The 21,993-nt window shown below is 68.1% G+C and carries 18 protein-coding genes and 1 tRNA gene; 6 read left to right on the forward strand and 13 right to left on the reverse strand.

Annotation, left to right across the window (positions count from 1 at the left end; translation table 11 throughout):
* Positions 1-13: 13 nt before the first annotated feature.
* From NA12_RS21840 to NA12_RS21850, 3 genes are all read left to right on the forward strand, one after another.
* Entirely contained in the window at positions 14-448 is a 435-nt protein-coding gene (locus NA12_RS21840; RefSeq protein ID WP_067454317.1) for a MarR family winged helix-turn-helix transcriptional regulator, read from the forward strand.
* Between the two features lie 156 nt (positions 449-604).
* Positions 605-4,516, forward strand: a complete 3,912-nt coding sequence (locus NA12_RS21845) for a Pls/PosA family non-ribosomal peptide synthetase (RefSeq protein ID WP_067454319.1) — start codon at positions 605-607, stop codon at positions 4,514-4,516.
* Positions 4,516-5,871, forward strand: coding sequence for a M1 family metallopeptidase (locus NA12_RS21850; protein ID WP_067454322.1), 1,356 nt, complete (start codon positions 4,516-4,518; stop codon positions 5,869-5,871). Before NA12_RS21845 ends, NA12_RS21850 begins: the two co-directional genes overlap by 1 nt.
* Here the strand turns inward: NA12_RS21850 and NA12_RS21855 are convergent.
* Entirely contained in the window at positions 5,856-6,041 is a 186-nt protein-coding gene (locus NA12_RS21855; RefSeq protein ID WP_067454324.1) for a hypothetical protein, read from the reverse strand. The two genes, NA12_RS21850 and NA12_RS21855, sit on opposite strands and share 16 nt — an antisense overlap.
* A gap of 38 nt (positions 6,042-6,079) precedes the next feature.
* Complete coding sequence (locus NA12_RS33745; protein WP_243654802.1) at positions 6,080-6,544, reverse strand: DUF2752 domain-containing protein; 465 nt, start codon at positions 6,542-6,544, stop codon at positions 6,080-6,082.
* A 214-nt stretch (positions 6,545-6,758) separates the two neighbouring features.
* On the opposite strand from NA12_RS33745, the gene NA12_RS21865 reads away from it, so the two are divergent.
* Positions 6,759-7,847, forward strand: coding sequence for an alpha/beta fold hydrolase (locus NA12_RS21865; RefSeq protein ID WP_067454327.1), 1,089 nt, complete (start codon positions 6,759-6,761; stop codon positions 7,845-7,847).
* 347 nt (positions 7,848-8,194) lie between these two features.
* Positions 8,195-8,335 (forward strand): hypothetical protein, encoded by a 141-nt coding sequence (locus tag NA12_RS33750; RefSeq protein WP_157106404.1) that lies wholly within the window; start codon positions 8,195-8,197, stop codon positions 8,333-8,335.
* 285 nt (positions 8,336-8,620) lie between these two features.
* Here the strand turns inward: NA12_RS33750 and NA12_RS21870 are convergent.
* The 4 genes from NA12_RS21870 to NA12_RS21885 form a co-directional block, all read right to left on the reverse strand.
* Positions 8,621-8,696, reverse strand: a tRNA-Thr gene (locus NA12_RS21870).
* A gap of 58 nt (positions 8,697-8,754) precedes the next feature.
* Positions 8,755-9,954, reverse strand: coding sequence for a DNA polymerase III subunit delta' (locus NA12_RS21875; protein WP_067454329.1), 1,200 nt, complete (start codon positions 9,952-9,954; stop codon positions 8,755-8,757).
* A 66-nt stretch (positions 9,955-10,020) separates the two neighbouring features.
* A complete protein-coding gene (gene topA / locus NA12_RS21880) occupies positions 10,021-12,957 on the reverse strand; it encodes a type I DNA topoisomerase (protein WP_067454332.1) in 2,937 nt (978 codons plus the stop codon).
* Positions 12,958-13,194: 237 nt separating this feature from the next.
* Positions 13,195-13,401, reverse strand: a complete 207-nt coding sequence (locus NA12_RS21885; protein ID WP_019044597.1) for a cold-shock protein — start codon at positions 13,399-13,401, stop codon at positions 13,195-13,197.
* 474 nt (positions 13,402-13,875) lie between these two features.
* On the opposite strand from NA12_RS21885, the gene NA12_RS21890 reads away from it, so the two are divergent.
* The gene (locus NA12_RS21890; protein ID WP_067454335.1) at positions 13,876-16,227 is read left to right on the forward strand and encodes a DEAD/DEAH box helicase; all 2,352 of its coding nucleotides are present in this window, start codon (positions 13,876-13,878) and stop codon (positions 16,225-16,227) included.
* 297 nt (positions 16,228-16,524) lie between these two features.
* Here the strand turns inward: NA12_RS21890 and NA12_RS21895 are convergent, their stop codons facing one another.
* From NA12_RS21895 to ssd, 7 genes are all read right to left on the reverse strand, one after another.
* Positions 16,525-16,956 carry an Rv3654c family TadE-like protein gene (locus NA12_RS21895; RefSeq protein ID WP_371856011.1) on the reverse strand — a complete coding sequence of 144 codons (432 nt, stop codon included), beginning with the start codon at positions 16,954-16,956 and terminating at the stop codon, positions 16,525-16,527.
* Positions 16,953-17,267: a TadE family type IV pilus minor pilin gene (locus tag NA12_RS21900; RefSeq protein WP_067454345.1), complete on the reverse strand. Its 315-nt coding sequence runs from the start codon at positions 17,265-17,267 to the stop codon at positions 16,953-16,955. Before NA12_RS21900 ends, NA12_RS21895 begins: the two co-directional genes overlap by 4 nt.
* Positions 17,268-17,308: 41 nt before the next feature.
* Positions 17,309-17,518: a DUF4244 domain-containing protein gene (locus tag NA12_RS21905; protein WP_067454348.1), complete on the reverse strand. Its 210-nt coding sequence runs from the start codon at positions 17,516-17,518 to the stop codon at positions 17,309-17,311.
* A 72-nt stretch (positions 17,519-17,590) separates the two neighbouring features.
* A complete protein-coding gene (locus NA12_RS21910; protein ID WP_067454353.1) occupies positions 17,591-18,211 on the reverse strand; it encodes a type II secretion system F family protein in 621 nt (206 codons plus the stop codon).
* A 260-nt stretch (positions 18,212-18,471) separates the two neighbouring features.
* Complete coding sequence (locus NA12_RS21915; RefSeq protein ID WP_307188358.1) at positions 18,472-19,140, reverse strand: type II secretion system F family protein; 669 nt, start codon at positions 19,138-19,140, stop codon at positions 18,472-18,474.
* Positions 19,141-19,474: 334 nt separating this feature from the next.
* Entirely contained in the window at positions 19,475-20,656 is a 1,182-nt protein-coding gene (locus NA12_RS21920) for a TadA family conjugal transfer-associated ATPase (RefSeq protein WP_067454357.1), read from the reverse strand.
* Between the two features lie 70 nt (positions 20,657-20,726).
* Positions 20,727-21,878 carry a septum site-determining protein Ssd gene (gene ssd, locus NA12_RS21925; protein ID WP_084472989.1) on the reverse strand — a complete coding sequence of 384 codons (1,152 nt, stop codon included), beginning with the start codon at positions 21,876-21,878 and terminating at the stop codon, positions 20,727-20,729.
* Between the last annotated feature and the right edge of the window lie 115 nt (positions 21,879-21,993).

Genomic DNA, 21,993 nt, shown 5'->3' on the forward strand with positions numbered 1-21,993 from the left:
AGAGTTCCCTCTCATGTCCACGAACACGAACTCCGTCCGCGGTCTGCCGCGCTACCCGGTGTACGCGCTCGGACGGCTCACCAAGGCGCTGCACGCCGAGATCGGCGTCCCGCTGCGCGATCACTGGGTGCTCACCTTCATCGAGGAGAACGCCGACCTGACGCAGAAGAAGGTGGGCGACGCGCTCGGCATCGACCGCAGTGAAGTGGTTCGCCTCATCGACGCGCTGGAACGCGCCGACCTGGTAGAACGCACCCGCGATGGCAAGGATCGCCGCAAATACCGGCTGCGGATCACCGAGGCCGGGCGCAAACAGTGCAAACGCACCGACAAGCTGATCGCCGAGGCGACCGCGCGGGTGCTCGGCAGCCTCGACGAAGACCAACAGCGGACGCTGCATCAGCTGGTCGTGACGGCGCTGGGCGAACTGCCGGAATCGCCGTCGTGAACAGCTCGGACGGCACGCCCCGCGCTACCGCCCGCCGACACCCGCGCCTAGTACCGTTGGCATCTGGTCACCAGCCTGTTTGCCCTCCGGTAACCCGCTCATGAGACAACAGACACCACCGATGGGGGTCAACCGATGAGAGGTGGACTGAGCACGATGCTCGAGCCACACACTGAGGTACCGGCGGTCCTGCGCGACCCGCTCGCGCGCGCGGATCTCGCCGCGCCGCCACGCACCCTGGTCGACATCCTGACCAGCACCGCCCTCGCCCACCCTGACGCACCGGCCATCGACGACGGCACCGTCGTGCTCAGCTACCTGGAGCTGATCACCACGATCGAGGCCAGGATGGCCGAGCTCATCGAGGCGGGCGTGCGACCGGGTGACCGCGTCGGCGTCCGGATGCCCTCGGGCTCCGCCGCGCTGTACGTGACGATTCTGGCCGTGCTCTACTGCGGCGCCGCCTATGTGCCCGTCGACGCCGACGACCCGCAGGAGCGAGCCAGACTCGTCTTCGGCGAGGCGAGGGTGAGCGCGATCGCCACCGGCGACGGCATCGAGTCGGCCACCACCGCCACCGGCGACCACGACTGGGACACCCAGCCCACCCCCGCCGACGACGCGTGGATCATCTTCACCTCCGGCTCCACCGGCACCCCGAAGGGTGTCGCGGTCACCCACCGCAACGCCGCCGCCTTCGTCGACGCCGAGGCCCGGCTCTTCCTACAGAAGGCCCCGATCGGCCCCGGCGACCGGGTCCTGGCCGGTCTGTCGGTGGCCTTCGATGCCTCCTGCGAGGAGATGTGGCTGGCCTGGCGCAACGGCGCCTGCCTGGTGCCCGCCCCCCGCGATCTGGTGCGCACCGGCGCCGACCTCGGCCCATGGCTGATGCGCCGTGAGATCAGCATCGTCTCCACGGTGCCGACGCTGGCCGCGACCTGGCCCGCCGAAGCGCTGGAATCGGTGCGAATGCTGATCTTCGGCGGCGAAGCCGTGCCCCCGGAGCTGGCCGAACGCCTGGCCGGTCCCGAGCGCGAAGTGTGGAATACCTACGGTCCCACCGAGGCGACGGTCGTCGCGTGCGCGGCGCTGCTCACCGGCGAGATGCCCGTGCGCATCGGCCTCCCGCTGGACGGCTGGGATCTGACCGTCATCGACCCGCAGGGCAACCCGGTGGCCGAGGGTGAGACCGGCGAACTCGTGATCGGCGGCGTCGGCCTGGCCCGCTACCTCGATCCGGCCAAGGACGCCGAGAAGTACGCGCCGCTGCCCTCGCTCGGGTGGGAACGCGCTTATCGCAGTGGCGATCTGGTGCGCAACGACCGTGACGGCCTGATCTTCCTCGGCCGCGCCGACGATCAGATCAAGATCGGCGGCAGGCGGATCGAACTCGGCGAACTCGACAACGCGCTCCAGCACCTGCCCGGCGTCAGCGGCGCCGCAGCCGCGATCCGAACCACCAAGGCGGGCAACAAGATACTCGTCGGCTACCTCACCGGCGCCGGTCCCGACTTCGACGTGAAGAAGGCCAGAGATATTCTGGCCGAACAACTTCCGGCCCCGCTGGTGCCGCGCCTGGCGATCGTCGCCGACCTGCCCACGCGCACCTCGGGCAAGGTCGACCGCGACGCGCTGCCGTGGCCGCTGCCCAGCACCGACGAGTCCGCCGAGACCGGTTTGTCGGGCACGGCGGCCTGGGTGGCCGGCCTCTGGGACGCGATCCTCGGCGCCGAGGCCACCGACCTCGACGCGGAATTCTTCGATCTGGGCGGCGGTTCGCTCTCGGCGGCGCAGCTCGTCGGCGCCTTGCGTGAGCGGTACCCGCATGTCACCGTCGCCGATCTCTACGACCACCCGCGGCTCGGTTCGCTGGTCGAACTCCTCGACGGCAGCGCGCCGGTCGCGGCGGTCGACGCGCGCGTCGTGGCGCCGACACCGGTGCGCGCGCAGATCGCGCAGGTGCTGGCGACCGTTCCGCTCACCACCCTCACCGGGTTGCAGTGGGTCACCTGGCTCACCGTCGTGTCCGGCATCGCGGACTGGTCGGGTTCGCTGCCGTGGCTGCCGCGCGTGTCCTGGTGGTGGATTCTGCTGGCGTTCGTGCTGTTCATCTCGCCGATCGGCCGGATGGCGATCTGCGTGGTCGGCGCCCGGGTCCTGCTCGCCGGATTGCGCCCGGGGTCCTACCCGCGCGGCTCGGCCGTGCACCTACGACTGTGGGCCGCCGTGCGCCTGTCCGAGGCCAGCGGCGCCGAAAGCCTGTCCGGCGCGCCGCTGATGGTCCCGTTCGCCCGCGCACTCGGCGCCAAGATCGGCAAGGGCGTCGACCTACACAGCCTGCCCCCGGTCACCGGCATGCTCGAACTCGGCGACGGCGCCAGCGTGGAACCCGAGGTCGACCTGTCCGGCTACTGGGTCGACGGCGACATCGTGCACATCGGCGGCATCACCATCGGCGACGGCGCGGTGATCGGCGCCCGCTCGATCCTGTTGCCCGGCACCAAGATCGGCAAGAAGGCCGAGATCGCTCCCGGCTCCGCCGTCTCGGGCAAGGTCAAGGGCGAACAGGAATGGGCCGGTTCGCCCGCCGCCAAAACCGGTAAGGCCCCGCGCCGCTGGCCCGACCACGCGCCGGAACCCGCCAGGCACTGGTTGATCGTTTTCGGAATCTCGTCGATGGTGCTGGCCGCGATGCCCGTCTTCGGCCTCGCCGTCGGTGGCACGTTCATCGCCTGGTGGATCCGCGAGGAGACCACCATCGGCGCCGCCGCCCTGCGCGGCTTCGCCATCCTGCCGCTGGCCACGCTGCTCAGTCTCGCGGTGTACGCCGTGGCAACGGTGGTCGCGGTACGCCTGCTCAGCATCGGTCTGCGTGAGGGCTACCACCCCGTGCGCAGCCGGACCGGCTGGCAGGTGTGGGCCACCGAACGGTTGCTCGATTCCGCCCGCACCTTCCTGTTCCCGCTCTACGCCAGCCTGCTCACCCCGGTCTGGTTGCGGCTGCTCGGCGCCAAGATCGGTAAGAACGTCGAGGCGTCGACCGTGCTGATGCTGCCCAAGTTCACTGTGATCTCCGACGGCGCGTTCCTGGCCGACGACACCATGATCGGCAGCTACGAACTCGGTGGCGGCTGGCTGCGCATCGGCGAATCCAAGGTCGGCAAGCGCGCCTTCCTCGGTAATTCGGGGATGACCGCGCCCGGGCGCCGGGTGCCGAAGAACGGTCTGGTCGCGGTGCTCTCGGCCGCGCCGAACAAGGCCAAGGCGGGCTCGTCGTGGCTGGGCAGCCCGCCGGTGCGGCTGCGTCGCGCGACCGAATCCAGCGACACCTCACGCACCTTCGATCCGCCGCTGCGGCTGAAACTGGCCCGGGCCTTCGTGGAGACCTGCCGGTTGATCCCGGTGATGGTGACCTTCGCGATCGGCCTCGGTGTGCTGCTCGTTCTGGCGTTGATCGCCCAGCACACCGATTATCTGGTCGCCGCTCTCGCTTCGGGCCTGGTCCTGATGGGCGCGGGCGCGCTCGCCGGCGCCATCGCGGTGGCCGCCAAGTGGTTGATCGTCGGGCGAATCCGCGCGGTGGAGTATCCGCTGTGGAGCTCGTTCGTGTGGCGCAACGAGGTCTCCGACGCCTTCGTCGAGACCGTCGCCGCGCCCTGGTTCGCACGGGCCGCCACGGGTACTCCCGTCATGAATCTGTGGCTGCGCGGACTCGGTGCCAAGATCGGGCGCGGGGTATGGTGCGAGTCCTATTGGCTACCGGAGGCGGACCTGGTGACACTCGGTGACGGCGCGACCGTGGAACGCGGCTGCGTGGTGCAAACACACCTGTTCCACGACCGCATCATGTCCATGGACACGGTGACGCTCGACGCGGGCGCCACCCTCGGCCCGCACTGCGTCGCCCTGCCCGCCGCACACATCGGGGCGGGTGCCACCATCGGTCCGGCTTCGCTCGTCATGCGCGGCGACGTGGTTCCGCCGTCGACTCGCTGGTGGGGCAATCCCATCTCGCACTGGACCGTTCCCGCTATGGCGCGGGAGTCGAGGCAGCGCGGTGCCTCCTGATGCGGAGCAAGTTCTACGAGGATCCCATCGACGCCTACCTACCGCAGAACGGCAATCGCGGCTACCGCGTGTCCCGATACGAGCTCGAACTCGGCTATAAGCCGGCCAGCAATCGGCTCGCCGGACGCGCGGTGATCATCGCGGTCACCACGACGGCGCGGCCCTGGTTCACCCTCGATATGTCGCAGGCGCTGATGGTGTCGAAGGTGCTCGTCAACGGGTCGAAGGCGGTGAAGTTCGTCCACCAGCAGGGCAAACTGGCGCTCACACCGCAGCAGAAGATCCCCGCCGGTGGCGTTCTCGAGATCACCGTCCTCTACTCGGGCACCCCCAAGCCGGTGCGCGGGCAGTGGGGCGAGGTCGGGTGGGAAGAGCTCACCGAGGGGGCGCTGGTCGCGAGCCAGCCCAACGGCGCCGCCTCCTGGTTTCCGTGCGACGACCATCCGAGTTCCAAAGCGTCCTACCGGATTTCGATCACCACCGACAGCCCGTTCTACGCCTTGGCGAACGGCACTCTGGTCAGCAAACAGGCCAAGGCCAGCCAGACCACCTGGGTGTACGAGATGGCCGAGCCGATGGCGAGCTATCTGGCGACGATCCAGATCGGCAACTACCGCCGCTACCGGGTCGGGGCCGTCGGCGAACCGGTACCGATGCACGCCGTGGTCCCCCCGCGCCTGCGGGTGACCTTCGACCACGACTTCGCGCGACAGCCGCAGATGATGGCGCTGTTCACCGAGAAGTTCGGGCCGTACCCGTTCGACGACTACACCGTGGTCGTCACCGATGACGAACTCGACATCCCGATCGAGGCGCAGGGCCTGTCGATCTTCGGCGCCAACCATTGCGACGGCAAGCGCGGCTCGGAACGTCTTGTCGCACACGAACTCGCGCATCAGTGGTTCGGCAACAGCCTGACGCTGAAACGATGGCAGGACATCTGGCTGCACGAGGGCTTCGCCTGCTACGCGGAATGGATCTGGTCGGAAGCGGCCGGTGGGCCGACCGCCGACCAACTGGCTCGGGCCGCGCGCGCGAATCTGGCGCGTCAGCCCCAGGACATCGTCATCGGCGATCCCGGACCCAAGGACATGTTCGACGACCGGGTCTACAAGCGTGGAGCGCTCACACTGCACGCACTACGACTGGAGCTACGCGACCACCTGTTCTTCGAATTGATCAGGGAGTGGACCGCGCGGTACCGGCATTCCTCTGTGACCACGGAGGAATTCGTCGACCTGGCCGGTCACTACAGTGTGGCGCCGCTACGCGGGTTGTTCGCGATCTGGCTCGGGACCAAGCCGCTGCCGCAATTACCGCCGCTGGGCGGGCAGGCGCATCAGAACACCAGGTAGCGCTGGGCCAATTCCTCGATGAGCGGATCGTCGGCCTGCACCAGTTCGAGGGCTTCGAGGTCGTCGGCCACCGAGATGATCCTGGCGTCGTCCTGCTCGGGGTCGGGTCCGTCCTCGGTGAGCTGGCGCTGCAATTTCTGCCGGACTCGGTCTTTCAGTGAATCGCCCATAGTTCCAGGGTGCCCGGTAATCGGTCGGAGAACCAGCGTCAGACGGGGGTGAGCCACGTTCCCCATGGCGTGTTGCGGAGCACGGTATAGAAGGCGAGCAGGCCGAAGAAGGACCACACCGTCACCGCCCGCAGACTCGGCAGGCGCCATCGTTGTCCGCGGCGCGCGCGCAGGATCCAGTCGATGACGAAGACCGCGAAAGCGACCGTAAGCGGCAGGGCCAGCAGATTGCTGTGCAGCGAGTCGACGATGTTGCCATCGGTGAGATTGTGCATCGCGCGCATGCCGCCGCACCCCGGGCAGTACACCCCGAACAGCGCGGACACCGGGCACAGCCCGTACGAACCCTCGACGTGCGGGTCACGGAAATGCAGTACGGCCATGGTGCCGATGCCGAGACCGGCGGCGATCAGTGGCGGGGCCATCCGCTGCCAGGTCGAGCGCGCGGCGGTCCGGTTCGGGTCCGCGCCGGAAAACTCGGCCGTGACGTGCGTTTTGTCCACTCCACTACGGTAGCGGCGGCCGCCCGTCGCCGCCAGCGCGACCGTTACCCGATAGCGGCCTTCCGATGTAATTTTTCGCTGATTTCGGGCGATTTCACAATGCCGCCATGCTCGGCGACCCACTTCGCAACAAGTGGGACACTGCGACCCGCTAACACTAGCTAGCACCCCGGCTTGCACGGTACGGTGGCCTACGACACAAAGGAGTGCCGACATGCTTGCGAAGTCGATGATGACGCTCGCGGCAGCGCGAACCATGGTCTCTCACCTCGAGACCGGAGCCCTGACCGCACAGTTCCGTGCCGGGTTGCGTACCCGCAGTTTCGCTACCGCGAAATTCAACGCCCCCACCGCCGAGCACCGGGTCGTCCCGGTGCACACCGCGGACGGCGCGCAACTGCGAGTCCACGTCTACGGTCCCGATACCGCCCCCACCCTGGTCCTCATCCATGGCTGGGCCTGCAGTATCGAATACTGGTACCCGCAGATCAACGCCTTCGCCGGCGAGTACCGCGTGGTCAGCTACGACCAGCGCGGCCACGGCGCCTCCACCCTCGGCACCTCCACCGTCAGCGAACACACCCTCGCCGACGACCTGTCCGCCGTTCTCGACGCGACGCTGCGTGACGACGAGTTGGCGGTCCTGGCCGGGCACAGCATGGGCGGGCTCACCATCCAGGCCTGGGCCAAGCATCATCCCGAGCAGGTTTCGCGACGCGCGTCCGCCGTGCTGCTCGCCAACACCGCCAATGCCGGGATCCGCGGCGAAACCGACATGCTGCCGCTGCTGAACAAGCAGCTCACCCTCGCGCAGTACCCGGTCACCCTGCTCGGCGCGCCGGTGCGGATGCCCCAGCAGGTCAGCGAGTCGCTGCTGTTCTCGCCGCTGCCGATCCCCGGCGGCTGGCTCACCCAGCAGGTGCTGCGCACCCGCATCCTCACCCCCGAGGCCACCGCCGACGAGGTCGACTTCGCGATGGGCATCATCCGCTCCTGCCGTCCGACCGCGCGCGGTCGCCACGCTGCCGCGATGGCCGACATGGACCTGTCGGCGGGCACCGCCAACCTGAACGTCCCGACCACCGTGATCGCCGGCGCCAAGGACCGACTGCTCCCCCAGCGCCTCTCGCGCCCGATCGTCGACACCCTGCGCCGCACCGGCCACCTGGCCGACTTCCACGTACTGCCGCACGGTCACCTCGGCAACGTCGAAGACACCGACGCCTTCAACACCGTGCTGCACCAGATCCTGCGCGATTCCACAAACTCTCGGGCCACCAGCGGCAACGTCGCCGCCCGCTGACCCGAGCCAGTTCTCCTGGGACCGATCAACGGCGATCGGCTCAGGAGTAACCGCGAACAAGGCCCCCGACCTGTCGGGGGCCTTTCTCGTTGCCTCAGGTCGACGCGGTGAAGGACGCCGAAGCCCAAGCGGCTGCGGAGCGCGGATGGAAAGCCGAGCACTGCAACACAGAAAGACGTGGAAGAGGTAGATGGCAGCGGGTCTGCGCATAGATGACGACGATGATCGCTCGGTCTGGCAGATCGTGGTGAGCCTGGGGCCGGACGAGACTGCGCCCGATTCCGGCGACAGCGAGGGACCCCCCGATCGCACGGGCTATCGAGGAGAGTGCTCACCGCGTCCGCGGGGTGAACCACATTCCCTGCTACACCGACGGTCCATCCATCGAGATCACGGCATTCATGCAGCGGGCGTTCGGAGAGGACATCGACCCGTCGACCTACCAGCACCTCGTCGACCAGCACCGGGATCAAGTCGACTCGGCGTGACCTCGCGGCTACGGCGCGGCGAATTGACCTGGACAGCAACCAGATACCGCAACAGGTGCCCGCACGGTCAACATCGGCGCTGCCGCCGAGCACGGCCAGGCGGTGCGCCTTGATGATCGCGGCAAACCACGTACCGGTCCACTCGAACACGCACGCGGACCAGTTGAAGGCGGCGGGGCCGCCCTGTACGAGTGAGCCGCGGGTGGGTCTTCGCGCCGGTTGGCACACTGTTGAACACGGAAACAACAGAAGCCCTCCCCGGCGAACCGGAAAGGGCCTCTGAGCTGGAGCCGCCTGGGGGAATCGAACCCCCGACCTTTTCATTACGAGTGAAGCGCTCTACCGACTGAGCTAAGGCGGCGTGCCAATTCGGCGACGCGAGTCTATCGCGGGAAGGGGTAGAACGCGAAAACGGGTGGTCAGGTGGTGCGGGCGGTGATGAGGGTGGCGACCATCGCGGCTATGGCGAAGCGGGGTTTCACGTTGAGGTCGAGGGCTTCGCGGCAGGCCAGGACGGCGTCGATGCTGCGCAGGAGTCCTTCGGGGCGGACACTCGTGGCGAGGTCGGTGATCTCGTCGGTCATGTCGGGGTGGGTGAGGGTGATGGGGACGCCGCGGCCTGCGAAGCGCATTGCCAGGGCGTCTCGGTACATGCCGGCGATGTCGATGAGGGCGCGGTCGAGTGCGTCGCGGCCGGTGCGGGTGGCGCGGGACTTCTGACGGCGTTCGAGGTCTTTGAGGACGCCTGCCGAACCGCGGGTGGCGGAGGCGGACCCCTTTCCGGTGCCGCCCGCGCCGAGGGCGGTGGCGAGTTCTTCGCGTTCGCGGTCGTCGCGGTCGGCGCTCATCAGTTTCGCTTCGTCGTCCGCGGACTTCACCAATTCGTCGGCGGCCAGATAGGCGGCACCGGGACGCTCGGTGGCGGTGACCAGGGCCAGGGCGCGCTTACGTCGTTGGCGGGCGTCTTCGTCGGTAGCGAGCCTGCGGGCCCGGCCGACGTGGCCGCCGCTCACCGAAGCCGCCCAGTCGGCGGTTTTCTCGTCTAGCTGGTCGCGCTCGCGCAGCACCTGGGCGATAGCGGGAACAGTCGGCGTCACGAGGTGGACGTGCCTGCACCGCGAGCGCAGGGTGACGGAGATGTCCTCGGGGTCGACGGTGGGGGCGCACAGCAGGAAAACGGTGCGGTCCGGTGGTTCCTCGACCACCTTGAGCAGGGCGTTAGCGGCACCTTCGGTGAGACGGTCGGCGTCCTCGACGACCACGACCTGCCAGCGACCGGTACTCGGGCGACGAGCCGCGATCTGCACGATCGCCCGCATCTCCTTGGTGCTGATGCTCAGGCCCTCGGGAATGATGCGCCGCACGTCACCGTGGGTGCCTGCCATCGTGGTGGTGCAGGCATGGCACTGCCCGCACCCGACGGTATCGGGATCGGTGCACTGCAGCGCCGCCGCGAAACACAGCGCCGCGACCGACCTTCCCGAACCCGGCGGCCCGGTGAACAGCCACGAGTGCGTCATCGCGCCGGTGACCGCGCCCGCCCGCGCCGCTGTCGCGGCAGCGGCCAGCTCGCTCTCGACCACATCCTGGCCGACCAGTCGATCGAAGACACCTGCCACGGGCTACACCCTAACCGCGCGGTCCGACAGGTTTCGCCGAGACCGGGCGGGCGCGCAAGCGGGGGATCAAGCCTCTTCTGTCCCAGCGGATTTCGCGACAGCCTTCTTGGCCGGAGCCTTCTTGGCGGCGGTTTTCTTCGCGGTCGTCTTCTTGGCCGCGGTCTTGGTCGCCGTCTTCGTGGCGGTCGACTTGGTCGCCGCCTTCTTGGCGGGTGCCTTCTTGGCAGCCTTCTTCGCGGTCGTCTTCTTCGCCGCCTTCTTCACCGGCCCACGCGCCCGGCGATCGGCCAGCAGTTCGGAAGCGCGCTCGTCGGTGATCGACTCGACCTCGTCGCCCTTGCGCAGGCTCGCGTTGGTCTCACCGTCGGTGACGTACGGACCGAAACGACCGTCCTTGATCACCATCGGCTTGTCGGTGGCCGAGTCATTGCCCAGTTCACGCAGCGGGGCCGCGGCCGAGGCCTGACGCCCGCGACGCTTGGGTTCGGCGTAGAGCTTCAGCGCCTCGTCGAGCGTGACCGAGAACAGCTGCTCCTCCGTGGCCAGCGAGCGAGAATCCGTGCCCTTCTTCAGGTATGGGCCATAGCGGCCGTTCTGCGCGGTGATCTCCTCGCCCGAGGTGGGATCGTTGCCGACCACGCGAGGCAGCGAGAGCAACATCAGCGCGTCGTCGAGGGTGATCTCGGCCAGGTCCATCGACTTGAACAGCGAACCGGTACGCGGCTTGACCTCCGCGGCCTTCTTGGTCTTCTTCGCGGGCGCCGCGTCCGGTTCGGGCGCGGGTGGTTCCGGCAGCACCTCGGTGACGTACGGGCCGAAACGGCCTTCCTTGGCGACGATTTCGTTCCCCGACACCGGGTCGACCCCGAGCGAACGGCCCTCCTGCGGCGTCGAGAACAGCTTCTCGGCGACCTCGGGAGTGAGCTCGTCCGGCGGCAGATCGTCGGGCAGGTTCGCCCGCTGCGAGATCCGATCCCCTTCGGGGTCATCGGGATTGACGATCATCCGCTCGAGATACGGACCGAAACGGCCGACGCGAACCACGACATCGCGGCCCTCTTCGTCGACGAACATCTTGATCGAGTTCACTTCGCGCGCATCGATGTCATCGAGCTGCACGGAGACCATCTTCTTGAGGCCACCCGATCGCGCAACCGAACCGTCGGCACCGGACTCGCCACCGAAGTAGAAGCTGGACAACCAGTTTCCGCGCTGCTCGCGACCACCGGCGATGGCGTCGAGGTCGTCCTCCATCGCGGCGGTGAAGTCGAAATCGACGAGTCGACCGAAGTAGGCCTCGAGCAGACCGACCACCGCGAACGCCACCCACGCCGGGGCCAGCGCGCTACCGCGTTTGTACACGTACCCGCGATCGAGGATCGTCTTGATGATCGAGGAGTAGGTCGACGGACGGCCGATGCCGAGGTCTTCCAATGTCTTGATCAGCGAGGCTTCGGTGTAGCGGGCGGGCGGGTTGGTGCTGTGACCGTCGGGGGTGAGCTCGACAGCGGTGACGCTCTGGCCCTGTTCCAGTGCGGGCAAACGGGACTCGGCATCGTCGGACTGGCCGCCCGCCTCCTCGTCCACACTCTCGACGTAGGCCTTGAGGAACCCGGCGAAGGTAATGGTGCGACCCGAGGAGGAGAACACGCACTCTTCGCCGGTCCGCGCGGTGCCGGTGATGCGCAGGGTCAGCGTGGTGCCGCGCGCGTCGACCATCTGCGAGGCGACCGTGCGCTGCCAGATCATCTCGTAGAGCTTGAACTCGTCGTTGTCGACCTTCGAGGCCAGCTGACCGGGCGTCATGAAGGTGTCACCCGAGGGACGGATCGCCTCGTGCGCCTCCTGCGCGTTCTTGACCTTGCGGGTGTACTGGCGCGGCGACGGCGAGACGTACTCCGCGCCGTAGAGCTGGGTCGCCTGCGAGCGAGCCGCCGCGATCGCCGACTCCGACAGCGTCGTGGAGTCGGTACGCATGTAGGTGATGTAGCCGTTCTCGTACAACCGCTGCGCGACCCGCATCGTGCGCTCGGAGGTGAACCGCAGTTTGCGGCCCGCTTCCTGCTGCAACGTGGAGGTCATGAACGGCGGATACGGCTTGCGTGTGTACGGCTTGGCCTCGGCGGAGCTGACCTCGAGCGCGGCGCCGTCGAGCGCTTCGGCCAGCCTGCGGGCGTACGCCTCGTCGAGCACGATGACGCCGGTGGCCGACTTGAGCTGACCATCGGAACCGAAGTCGCGGCCGGAGGCGACGCGATCGCCCTTGACCTGCACCAGCCGCGCGCCGAACGTGCGCGGATTGGTCGAGTCGGACTTCTCGTCCGGGCCGGCGTCGAGCTTGGCGGCGATATCCCAGTACCCGGCCGAGCGGAACGCGATGCGCTCACGCTCACGCTGCACGATCACCCGGGTGGCGACGGACTGCACGCGCCCGGCGGACAGCCGTGGCATGACCTTCTTCCACAGCACCGGGGAGACCTCATAGCCATAGAGGCGGTCCAGGATGCGGCGGGTTTCCTGCGCGTCGACCAGATCGTTGTCCAGTTCGCGCGTGTCGGCGGCGGCGGCGAGAATGGCGGGCTCGGTGATCTCGTGGAAGACCATCCGGCGAACCGGGACCTTCGGCTTGAGCGTTTCGAGCAGGTGCCAGGCGATGGCCTCGCCCTCGCGGTCGGGGTCGGTGGCGAGGTAGAGCTCGTCGGCGTCGGCCAGCAAGCTCTTGAGCTCGGCGACCTTGGCCTTCTTATCCGGGTTCACCACATAGATCGGCTCGAAGTCGTGATCGACGTCGACGCCGAGACGAGCCCACGCTTGCCCTTTGTATTTGGCCGGCACGTCGGCGGCACCGCGCGGCAAGTCGCGAATATGCCCCACCGAGGCCTCGACGGTGTAGTTGCGACCCAGATAGGGCGCGATCTTGCGGGCCTTGGTCGGCGACTCGACGATCACGAGACGACGCAGGGGTCGGCCCTGATCGGCTGAACTGCGGTCTCGTGTTGCCACCGGCGAACACCTTCCTTCTAGATCCGCGCGTCGGGAGGTCCGCTCGGTGCGCGGCTGGGGCAGACGGCGACGTTCGGACATCACCACCAGTGACGTTTATACCCTGCGCACCTGGGGTAGAGACATTTGCTGCGTTTCACGACGCGGGCGCTGTCTTGGGCGATGGTACCCGGAAATGGCTCGTCCCCCTCCTCCGCATGCGGAGGAGGGGGACGAGGCGTTGTTGTGTTTCGCAGCTCAGGAGAGCGCGCGAACGCCGGTGGCCTGCGGGCCCTTGGTGCCCTGGCCGACCTCGAACTCGACCTTCTGGTTTTCCTCGAGGGTACGGAAGCCCGTGCCCTGGATCTCCGAGTAGTGGACGAAGACGTCAGCTGAGCCGTCCTCGGGCGCGATGAAGCCGAACCCCTTCTCCGCGTTGAACCACTTCACAGTTCCCTGTGCCATTCTGTTTCCTTCTCTTTCTACCGGAAACGGCGGACAACTGGGTTCGTCCACCGGGCCCGTTCCGACCGCTGTACCGTTGGTCCCCCTGCAAGGAAATCCTGAGCACGGCGTTCGCAACAACGATCCTGCTGATGGTTTGGACCTTGGATCCGTCCCTCGAACACAGAAGCTTGCGACCGAGACCCAGTGAACCATGTCTCTGCGTAATTCAACAGTCGAGTTACCGACTATTTGCAAAATTCCTGATCTTGCGAATGTGCAGGTAAGGGAGAGATTGGGTGTATCCGTACTTTCGGTCTGTTTGCTTCTTGATAACCGAGTGAGCTTCCAGCAAACCTGCTGTGACCCAGATCGCTACTGGGTTACGAAATCCCTGGTAGTGGTTGTCGCACACACACGTTTCACACTTCTCGTGTCGCGAGAGAGGAGGACCAGATGAATCCGGCAGACCGGACCGAGGTTCGAGAGCACGAAATGAGCACGGGCTATGGGCGATCGTTGCTGAATCGTGTCCTGACCGAGGCGGCTGCCGGCGGCGACCCGTTGACCCACGTGGCCGAACTGCCCGCACGGCGCGAACGCACCACCGTATGGCCGGAATGGGTTCCATCGGACCTGGTCACGGCCCTGGAAGCGCAGGACATCGCGCTACCGTGGGAGCACCAGACCCGCACGGCCGACCTCGCGGCGACCGGGAACCACGTCGTGGTGAGCACGGGAACCGCCTCCGGGAAGTCGCTCGGCTACCAGTTGCCGGTACTCACCGCACTGCACGACGACCCCCGCGCCACCGCGCTGTACCTGTCCCCCACCAAGGCGCTCGGCGCCGATCAACTCCGCGCGGTCGGCAGCCTGATCCACGACAATCCGCTGCGCGAGGCGCATCCGGCGAGCTATGACGGCGACACTCCGGCCGAGGTCAGGCAGTGGGTGCGGGCCAACGCCCGCTGGATATTCACCAATCCCGACATGCTGCACGTCGGGATTCTGCGTTCCCATCAGCGCTGGATACGGGTGCTGCGCAACCTGCGCTATGTGGTGGTCGACGAATGCCATGCGTATAGAGGAGTGTTCGGTTCACATGTCGCGCTGGTGTTGCGCAGGCTGCGTCGGCTCGCGCGGTTCTACGGCGCTGACCCGGTGTTCATCCTGTGCTCGGCGACCAGCGCCGACCCCGCCGCGTCGGCGAGCAGGCTGATCGGGGCGCCGGTGGTCGCGGTCACCGAAGACGGGTCACCGCGGGGAGCCCGCACTGTCGCGCTGTGGGAACCGCCGCTGAGCGCGGTCCAGACCGGCGAGAACGGAGCGCCGGTGCGACGCACCGCGACCAGCGAGGCGGCCAAGATCATGGCGGCGCTGGTGGCCGAGGGTGCCAGGACGCTGACCTTCGTTCGCTCCCGACGCGGTGCCGAACTGATCGCCCTCGATGCCCGTCGGATACTCGCGGAAACCGCACCCGAGCTGCAGGAACGGGTCGCCGCCTATCGGGCGGGGTATCTGGCCGAGGACCGGCGTGAGCTCGAACAGTCGCTGTCGCAGGGGACCCTGCTCGGCGCCGCAAGTACCAACGCACTCGAACTAGGCGTCGATATCGCGGGCCTCGATGCCGTGGTCATCGCCGGCTTCCCCGGGACGGTCGCCTCCTTCTGGCAGCAGGCCGGGCGGGCGGGCAGGCGGACCCAGGGTTCGCTGGTGGTGCTCGTGGCCACCGACGACCCCCTCGATACCTACCTGGTGCATCACCCACAAGCGCTGCTCGACCGGCCGATCGAGGCCACCATCACCGACCCGTACAACCCCTATATCCTCGGCCCCCAGCTGCTGTGCGCCGCGATGGAGCTGCCGCTCACCGACGAGGAGGTGAGCGAGCTCAGGGCCGACGAAGTGCTTGCCGACCTGGCTGAGCAGGGCCTGATCCGGCGCAGACCGGGTACTCGCGGCACGGTTGCCCGCTGGCATATCACCGCGCACACCCACCCCCACGACGACGTGGATGTACGCGGTGGCCTCGGCGCACCGGTCGCGATCGTCGACGCCGAGACCGGCCGACTGCTCGGCACCGCTGACGCGGGCCGGGCCCCCGCCACGCTGCATACCGGGGCCGTTTACCTGCACCAGGGCGAGACCTACCTCGTCGACGAACTGGATCTGGAGGGTGGCGTCGCATTCGTCAACGAGGTGGATCCCGGGTTCACCACCAGTTCCCGGCAGATCACCTCGATCACCGTCGAGGGGGTGATCGAGGAGCGTGTGCTCGGCGCGGTCACGGCGGCATCCGTGCAGGTCGCGGTCACCAACCAGGTCGTCGGCTACCTGCGGACCCTGGTGACCGGCGAGGTGCTCGACCAGGTGGAACTCGATCTGCCCGCGCACACGCTGCACACCAAGGCTGTTCTGTACACCGTCACGCCCCGACTGCTCGCCGCCGCGAACATCTCCGACGAACAGCTGCCCGGCGCGTTGCACGCCGCCGAACACGCGGCCATCGGCATGTTGCCCCTGGTAGCAGGCTGCGACCGGTGGGACATCGGCGGTGTCTCCATCGCCGAACATCCCGATACAGGTGCGCCGACGGTGTTCGTCTACGACGGTCAGCCCGGCGGCGCCGGGTTCGCCGAGCGCGGATTCGCCCAGCTCACGGGCTGGTTGACCGCCACATTGAGCGTGATCCACAGCTGCGCGTGCCACGACGGCTGCCCCTCGTGCGTGCAGTCGCCCAAGTGCGGCAACGGCAACAATCCGCTGGACAAGGCGGCTGCCACACGCTTGCTGGCCGCCGTTCTCGGCGAGCTGCGAGCACACGGCGACCGACCCTCGGATTCATGATGCGGTCGCCCACCGAGTGATCAGCGATACACCTCCCGCCACAAATGTTGGTCAACCGTCCGAATTCGTGTTGACCAGCGACGATATGCCCACGGTTGCCCGACATCCGAATAAAAAGGACCACTCTTCTATTAACTGGCGCATAGCCAACAGCCTCGCCGGCGCGACTACATCGTTTTTTTCATTTTTTTCTCGCCTGAATCAAACAATGCGCAGGAAATAGCGCAAAGGCGATTCCGGTTAATTCAGAATTGGCTCGGTACAGAACAACCACCGCACAGTGATAACACTTCCGCGTCACTCTTTCTCTTCTACCGGACCCGCCCGTGCCGAGGCCCGCACAGTACGCACGCCGAACACTCCCGCGGTTACATTCGCCTCCACATCGACAACAACATCCCACTGCGCGACCGAGCACCGTCGCACTCGAACCTCCATCCGCCGGGCTATCTCGTCGGCTTCCGCGCATCCCAGCTCCGCGCCCTGTGCCAGTGCACCCGCCGCGGCCAGCGCGCCCAGATCAGCGGCCCCCTGCGCCCGATGCCGAGCGACCACCACCGCACCCACCTGGCTCACCATCAACGTCAGGCAGATCAGTCCTGCCAACGCCACACACACGAACGCCGTCGCCCCACCCTCATCCCTCGCCAACCCACGCCACGACGACCTTCGGCCCGTCGACCCGCACGGTGTCGCGCTCGTCGTGGGCGTATCCCGCGTCGCCGTCACGGATCCACTCCCGGCTCGGTGAGCGCCACCGCTTCGGCACGAAGACGAAGGCCGGGAAGCAGAGGTGTGTTCGCGGCGACGGTAGCGACCACACGGTCGCCTTCGGTGCGGAGTTCGACCATCGCGCCGGGTGGGGCGACCGCTCTGCCCGCGGCGATCGCGCGCGAGGTGTCACCCCGGGCAGCGAGGCGGGCGGTCTCGCGGGCCGCGTCGGTGCAACGGACCTGAGTGGCTCCTGCGAGCAGCGCACCGACGCACAGGGCCACCGCGCACACCAAGGCCGCGAGGGCGATGGCGGCCTCGACCGTCACCGCACCCGTATCGGCGCCGAGAGTGATTGTGCCGCGACGACTTACACGCTGGTGTTGAGCGCCTTGTCGATGATGCTGGTCAGCGCGTTGACGATGCTGTCCCCGGTGACCACCCCATAGAGCACGGCCCCGAAGGCCGCCGCGGCAATGGTGCCGATCGCGTACTCCGCTGTGGACATGCCGTCGTCCTCGCGCAGCAGACGCAGTAGTCGGGCGCGGGCCCCCAGGTACACCGTGTGTGCGAACGTCATCGTGATCCCCTCTCTGGTTGCACCGCGCGGCTGGTCCGCGCGGTGAAGTTTCGGTGGTTTCGTCGCGGTCGGTCACAGCAGCCCACCGCCGCCGAGCACGCGGTCGGCCAGGCCGATAACGACCGGGACGATGCCGAGGCAGACGAAGGCTGGCAGGAAGCACAGTCCGAGCGGGCCGCCGATCAGCACACCCGCGCGTTCGGCGCGCGCGACAGCGGCGTCCTCCACGGCTTCGCGGCGTTGCGTTGCGAGTTCGCCGACCGCCGCGGCCAGCGAAGCACCGGAGCGCGCCGAACGACGCGCCATCCTGGCGAGTGACTCGACGTCGTCGGCGCCCGCCGACCCCACGGCGTCCGCGGCCGCCCGTTCCCAAGCCGTCGCCGCGTCCGCGCCGAGCGCGAGAAGATCAGCGGCCCTGAGCAGGGCAGCCCGAAGAACCGGCGGCGCGGTCGGTGCGCCCGCGCGCGCGGCCGCGGCCATCGGCAGTCCCGCGCGCAGACACGCGGCCAGAAGATCGAACGCGGACGCGGACCCGAGCGGGTCGACCTTCGCGGTATCGCCTGTCTCACCGGAGGTGTCGGCCGTCGGAGGCCCGAGCGAACGCACTCGCCGACTGACAGCAACCCGGCCCGGCAACAACACGATCGCCACCGCTGCGATCAACAACGCCCCCGGCGAAACAGCACCATCCATCCACTGCACGGCAAATCCCTCCTCGAAGTTCGATCCACACCCATCCACACGCGTCCGCGCTGCCCAGGCGGGATACCACGGTCAGTTCGTGGTCGTGTTCGGTGATCACACCGGTCCACAGGCATGGGATCGGCAGCTACGTCCGTCGGCGGTCGGTGGCACGATCCGGGTCAGGCTGATGCGCGCGGCGCGCACAACTGTCCACAGGGCATCCGCACCAGCTCCCCCCACTGCCGCCGTTCGACGTCGTCTCGTGCGGATCAGGCCGTGCTCTTGCGGGTGATGACATCTGTCCACAGCAATCCACAGCAGGCGAGAGCGGCGCCCAGTGGGAGAAGTAGTTCACCGGCCGGTTTCGTGAACAGGATGGCTAGCGGGGAGGCGCCCATCAGTTGACCCAGCCCGATCCCCACCAGCGGTAAGCCGGCCAGAACTGTGGCCGATGCTCGGGCACCTGCGAGGGCGGCTTCGGTGCGGTCCCGGAAGCGGATGCGCCCGAGTAGATCGGACCTGGCGGCGGCCAGTAGTTCCGCGAGAGCCAGGCCGTGCTCCTCGGCGACCCGCCAGGCCGCGGCGACCCTCGACAGTTCCTCGGCCACAATCGAATCCGGCTGCAGCCAGCCATCGGCACCGGAGCCACCGAGTCGGCTGCGGCCGGCGCTGATCGCCAGGACGCGTGCCGCTTCGCCACGCGACTCGCCTGCGGCGGATTCCGCCGCCGCGCTCGGGTGGGCGCCGACACGTAGCTCGCCGACCACGGCTTCGAGACCGGCCAAGAGGTAACCACATTCGCGCCGCCGTTCGCGGTCACTTCGACCACGCCGTGTGCGCACCGCCACAGTGGCCCCCAGCATGAGAGCCGCCGAACCGACGCCGAGCCCGAACACGAATGCCGCGCAGCCCAACGCGATTCCTGCACACCACTCCACAGGCACACGCCTTCGCTCGCCGCCCTCGCTCGGCGCGAAAAGTCGGGTGAACCGCCGTTGATCGCCTGCCTCGGGCAACAGCAGCACCGCGATCGCACAACAGAGCAACGCACCACCCATGAGCCCGCCTCCTTCCCGCCGAAACCCGTACCTCGGTCGAGCCACTCGTCGGTGGCTCCGAGCCTTGCCCGCGGCGAACGCCGCCCGGAATCGCCGACTGCAGGCCATCGATCGAGAGGCCATCCGAGTCGATGAAAATATCTGCGCGACAGGTCACTTCGCATGTTCAGACGCGAATCACGCAGTACAACAACCACATACGCGACGAGTTCTCTCATCCGAGTCGTACCTCGAGTAGTCGGCGGAGATCGTCGACCGCGGGAGTCGGGTGACTGTCCGCCCGCCAGGCCGGTGTGATGTGCACGCCCTCGGAATCACGGTGCAGCACACCGATTTCGTGGAGGGCGCGGGTGCCGTCGGAACGGCGGCGAACGTGCAGGACTACCTGGACAGCGGCAGCCAGTTGGCTGTGCAGCGCTGCCCGGTCCATTCCACCGAGTGCCGCCAGTGCCTCCAACCGGGCAGGGACTTCCTGGGGCGAGTTGGCGTGGACCGTCCCCGCGCCGCCGTCGTGACCGGTGTTCAGAGCCGTCAGCAGATCGACGACCTCGGCACCGCGAACCTCGCCGACGACGATGCGATCCGGGCGCATCCGCAACGCCTGGCGGACCAGGTCGCGCACCGTAACGGCGCCTACGCCCTCGACATTGGCGGTCCTGGCGACCAGGCGAACAACATGCGGATGGACCGGGGCCAGCTCGGCGGCGTCCTCCACGCAGACAATTCGCTCGGCCGGGTCGACGGCGGCGAGCAGGGCCGAGAGCAAAGTAGTCTTTCCCGCTCCGGTACCACCGACGACCAGGAACGCGAGACGAGCGCGGACGATGTCGCCGAGTAGGCGGTGCGCGTCCGGCGGAATCGAGCCGGCGGCCGCCAGTGCGTCCAGGCCCTGGGTCGCGGGGCGGAGGATCCGCAGCGATAGGCAGGTGCCGTCGTGGGCGACAGGGGCGAGCACCGCGTGGAGTCGCACGCCGAACGCATCGCCCAGGGTGGCTTCGGTTCCGGCGAGTTTGCCGTCGACCCAGGGTTGAGCGTCGTCGAGGCGGCGGCCCGCGGCGAGGGCCAAGCGCTGGGCTAGGCGGCGGACAGCGGCTTCGTCAGCAAAGCGAACATCGGTCAGCTCCAGCCCGCGACCACGGTCGACCCACACCGCGTCCGGCCCGGTGACGAGCACATCAGCGACCCGAGGATCGTGCAGCAACGGCTCCAACAGCCCCGCCCCGGTCATCTCGGTCTGCAACAGGCGCAGGGCCCGGAGCAGATCGGTGTCGGCGAGCACGCCGCCCGCTTCGGTCCGGATCGCGGCCGCCAGTTGGGCGGCATCAGGGACGCCCTGATGTTCGGCGAGCCGCTCGCGGACGCGTTCGAGGAGGTCGACGGTGACAAAGGAGGTCATCTCGCGCCGGCTCCGTCCATCCGGAGGTCCGCTGAAGGCACGCTCGCGTATCCGGCGATGACGGAGGTGGTCATAGATCGGCCCCGACCATCGAGAGGACGGCGTCGGCGGCATCGCGCAGGGGGCCTCGGCTGCGGACGCTCAGGCCACCGCGTTCGAGGCGGTAGGCGAGGCCGGCTTGCCCGCGAACCGCGGCGAGAAGGGGCAATCCGAGCAGTTCGGCCACTTCCGCTCCGCGCAGTCCACCGGGCGCCGGACCACGGACGACCAAGCCGCGGTTGGGGTTTCGCTCTCCCAGGTAGGCCGACACGACTTCGGCCGCGGCGATGGAGCGCAGCCTGGCCGCGACGACGAGGACCACCAGATCGGCGGCGTCGAGCATGGCGTCGGCAGCCGGCCCACGTTCACACGACACATCACAGACGACGAGATCGCCCGCATCCCTGCCTGATTCGATGACAGCGCGCACCGCCGCCGGAGCCAGTCCGACGAACGCTGGTGCCGCGGAATCCGCACCGGCCCGTGATCGCCCTCCGCTCGCGCCGCCGGCGGGCCGCGCTCGACCGCACGACAGCACCGCCAAACCGGGAGCCCCAGCGGGCAACGCATTGTGCAGCGCCGCAGCGGATACCCGGCCGTCTTCGATGATCAGATCCGGCCATCGCAACCCCGGTACGTTCTCCATGCCCAACACCAGATCTATCCCACCGTCGAGCGGGGCACCGTCGATCAACACCGTGTCGCGACGCACCCGCCGCGCGGCCCCACGCAGGGCGGTCGCCGCGGCGAGCGTGGACGCCCCGGCACCGCCACCCGCGCCGACCACCGCGACGACTATCCCTTCACCCGTGCGGGATTCGGCATGTTCGGCGAACTGTTCGACCAGCGTGACAGCGCCGGAGGGCAACGCGACAACTCGTTCGGCACCCACCGCGGTGGCCGCTTGCCAGTCGGGCACGGCGGGTTCCCCCTCGGTGACCACGACGACACCCGCCCGCCGCGGGAATCCGCCGCCCGCGGCGGCAACAGCGGCGGCGGTATCGAGGATCACCATGCCTGCCCCCGCCCACGCATGCCTACCGACCGGCATCACCCGTTCATCGGTGACGCGCTCGGCGGCCGCCGCGACTCGACGTACCTCCGCACGCAGCCGTTCGTCGCGCACGAGCACGAGTGCGGGCGCGATCGGTGGCGGACCACTGCGCATCGGGACTGGTTTCATGCGACTCAGCGTTGCCGAGCGGCGAGTCGATCGACACCCCGAAAACACCGATTGTGGATAACTCGGGGGTGTGGAGAACTTTTGCGATCGTCCTGAAAATAGAGGACGGCCCCAG

The organism is Nocardia alba NBRC 108234 (assembly GCF_001612665.1).
Taxonomy (GTDB): domain Bacteria; phylum Actinomycetota; class Actinomycetes; order Mycobacteriales; family Mycobacteriaceae; genus Nocardia; species Nocardia alba.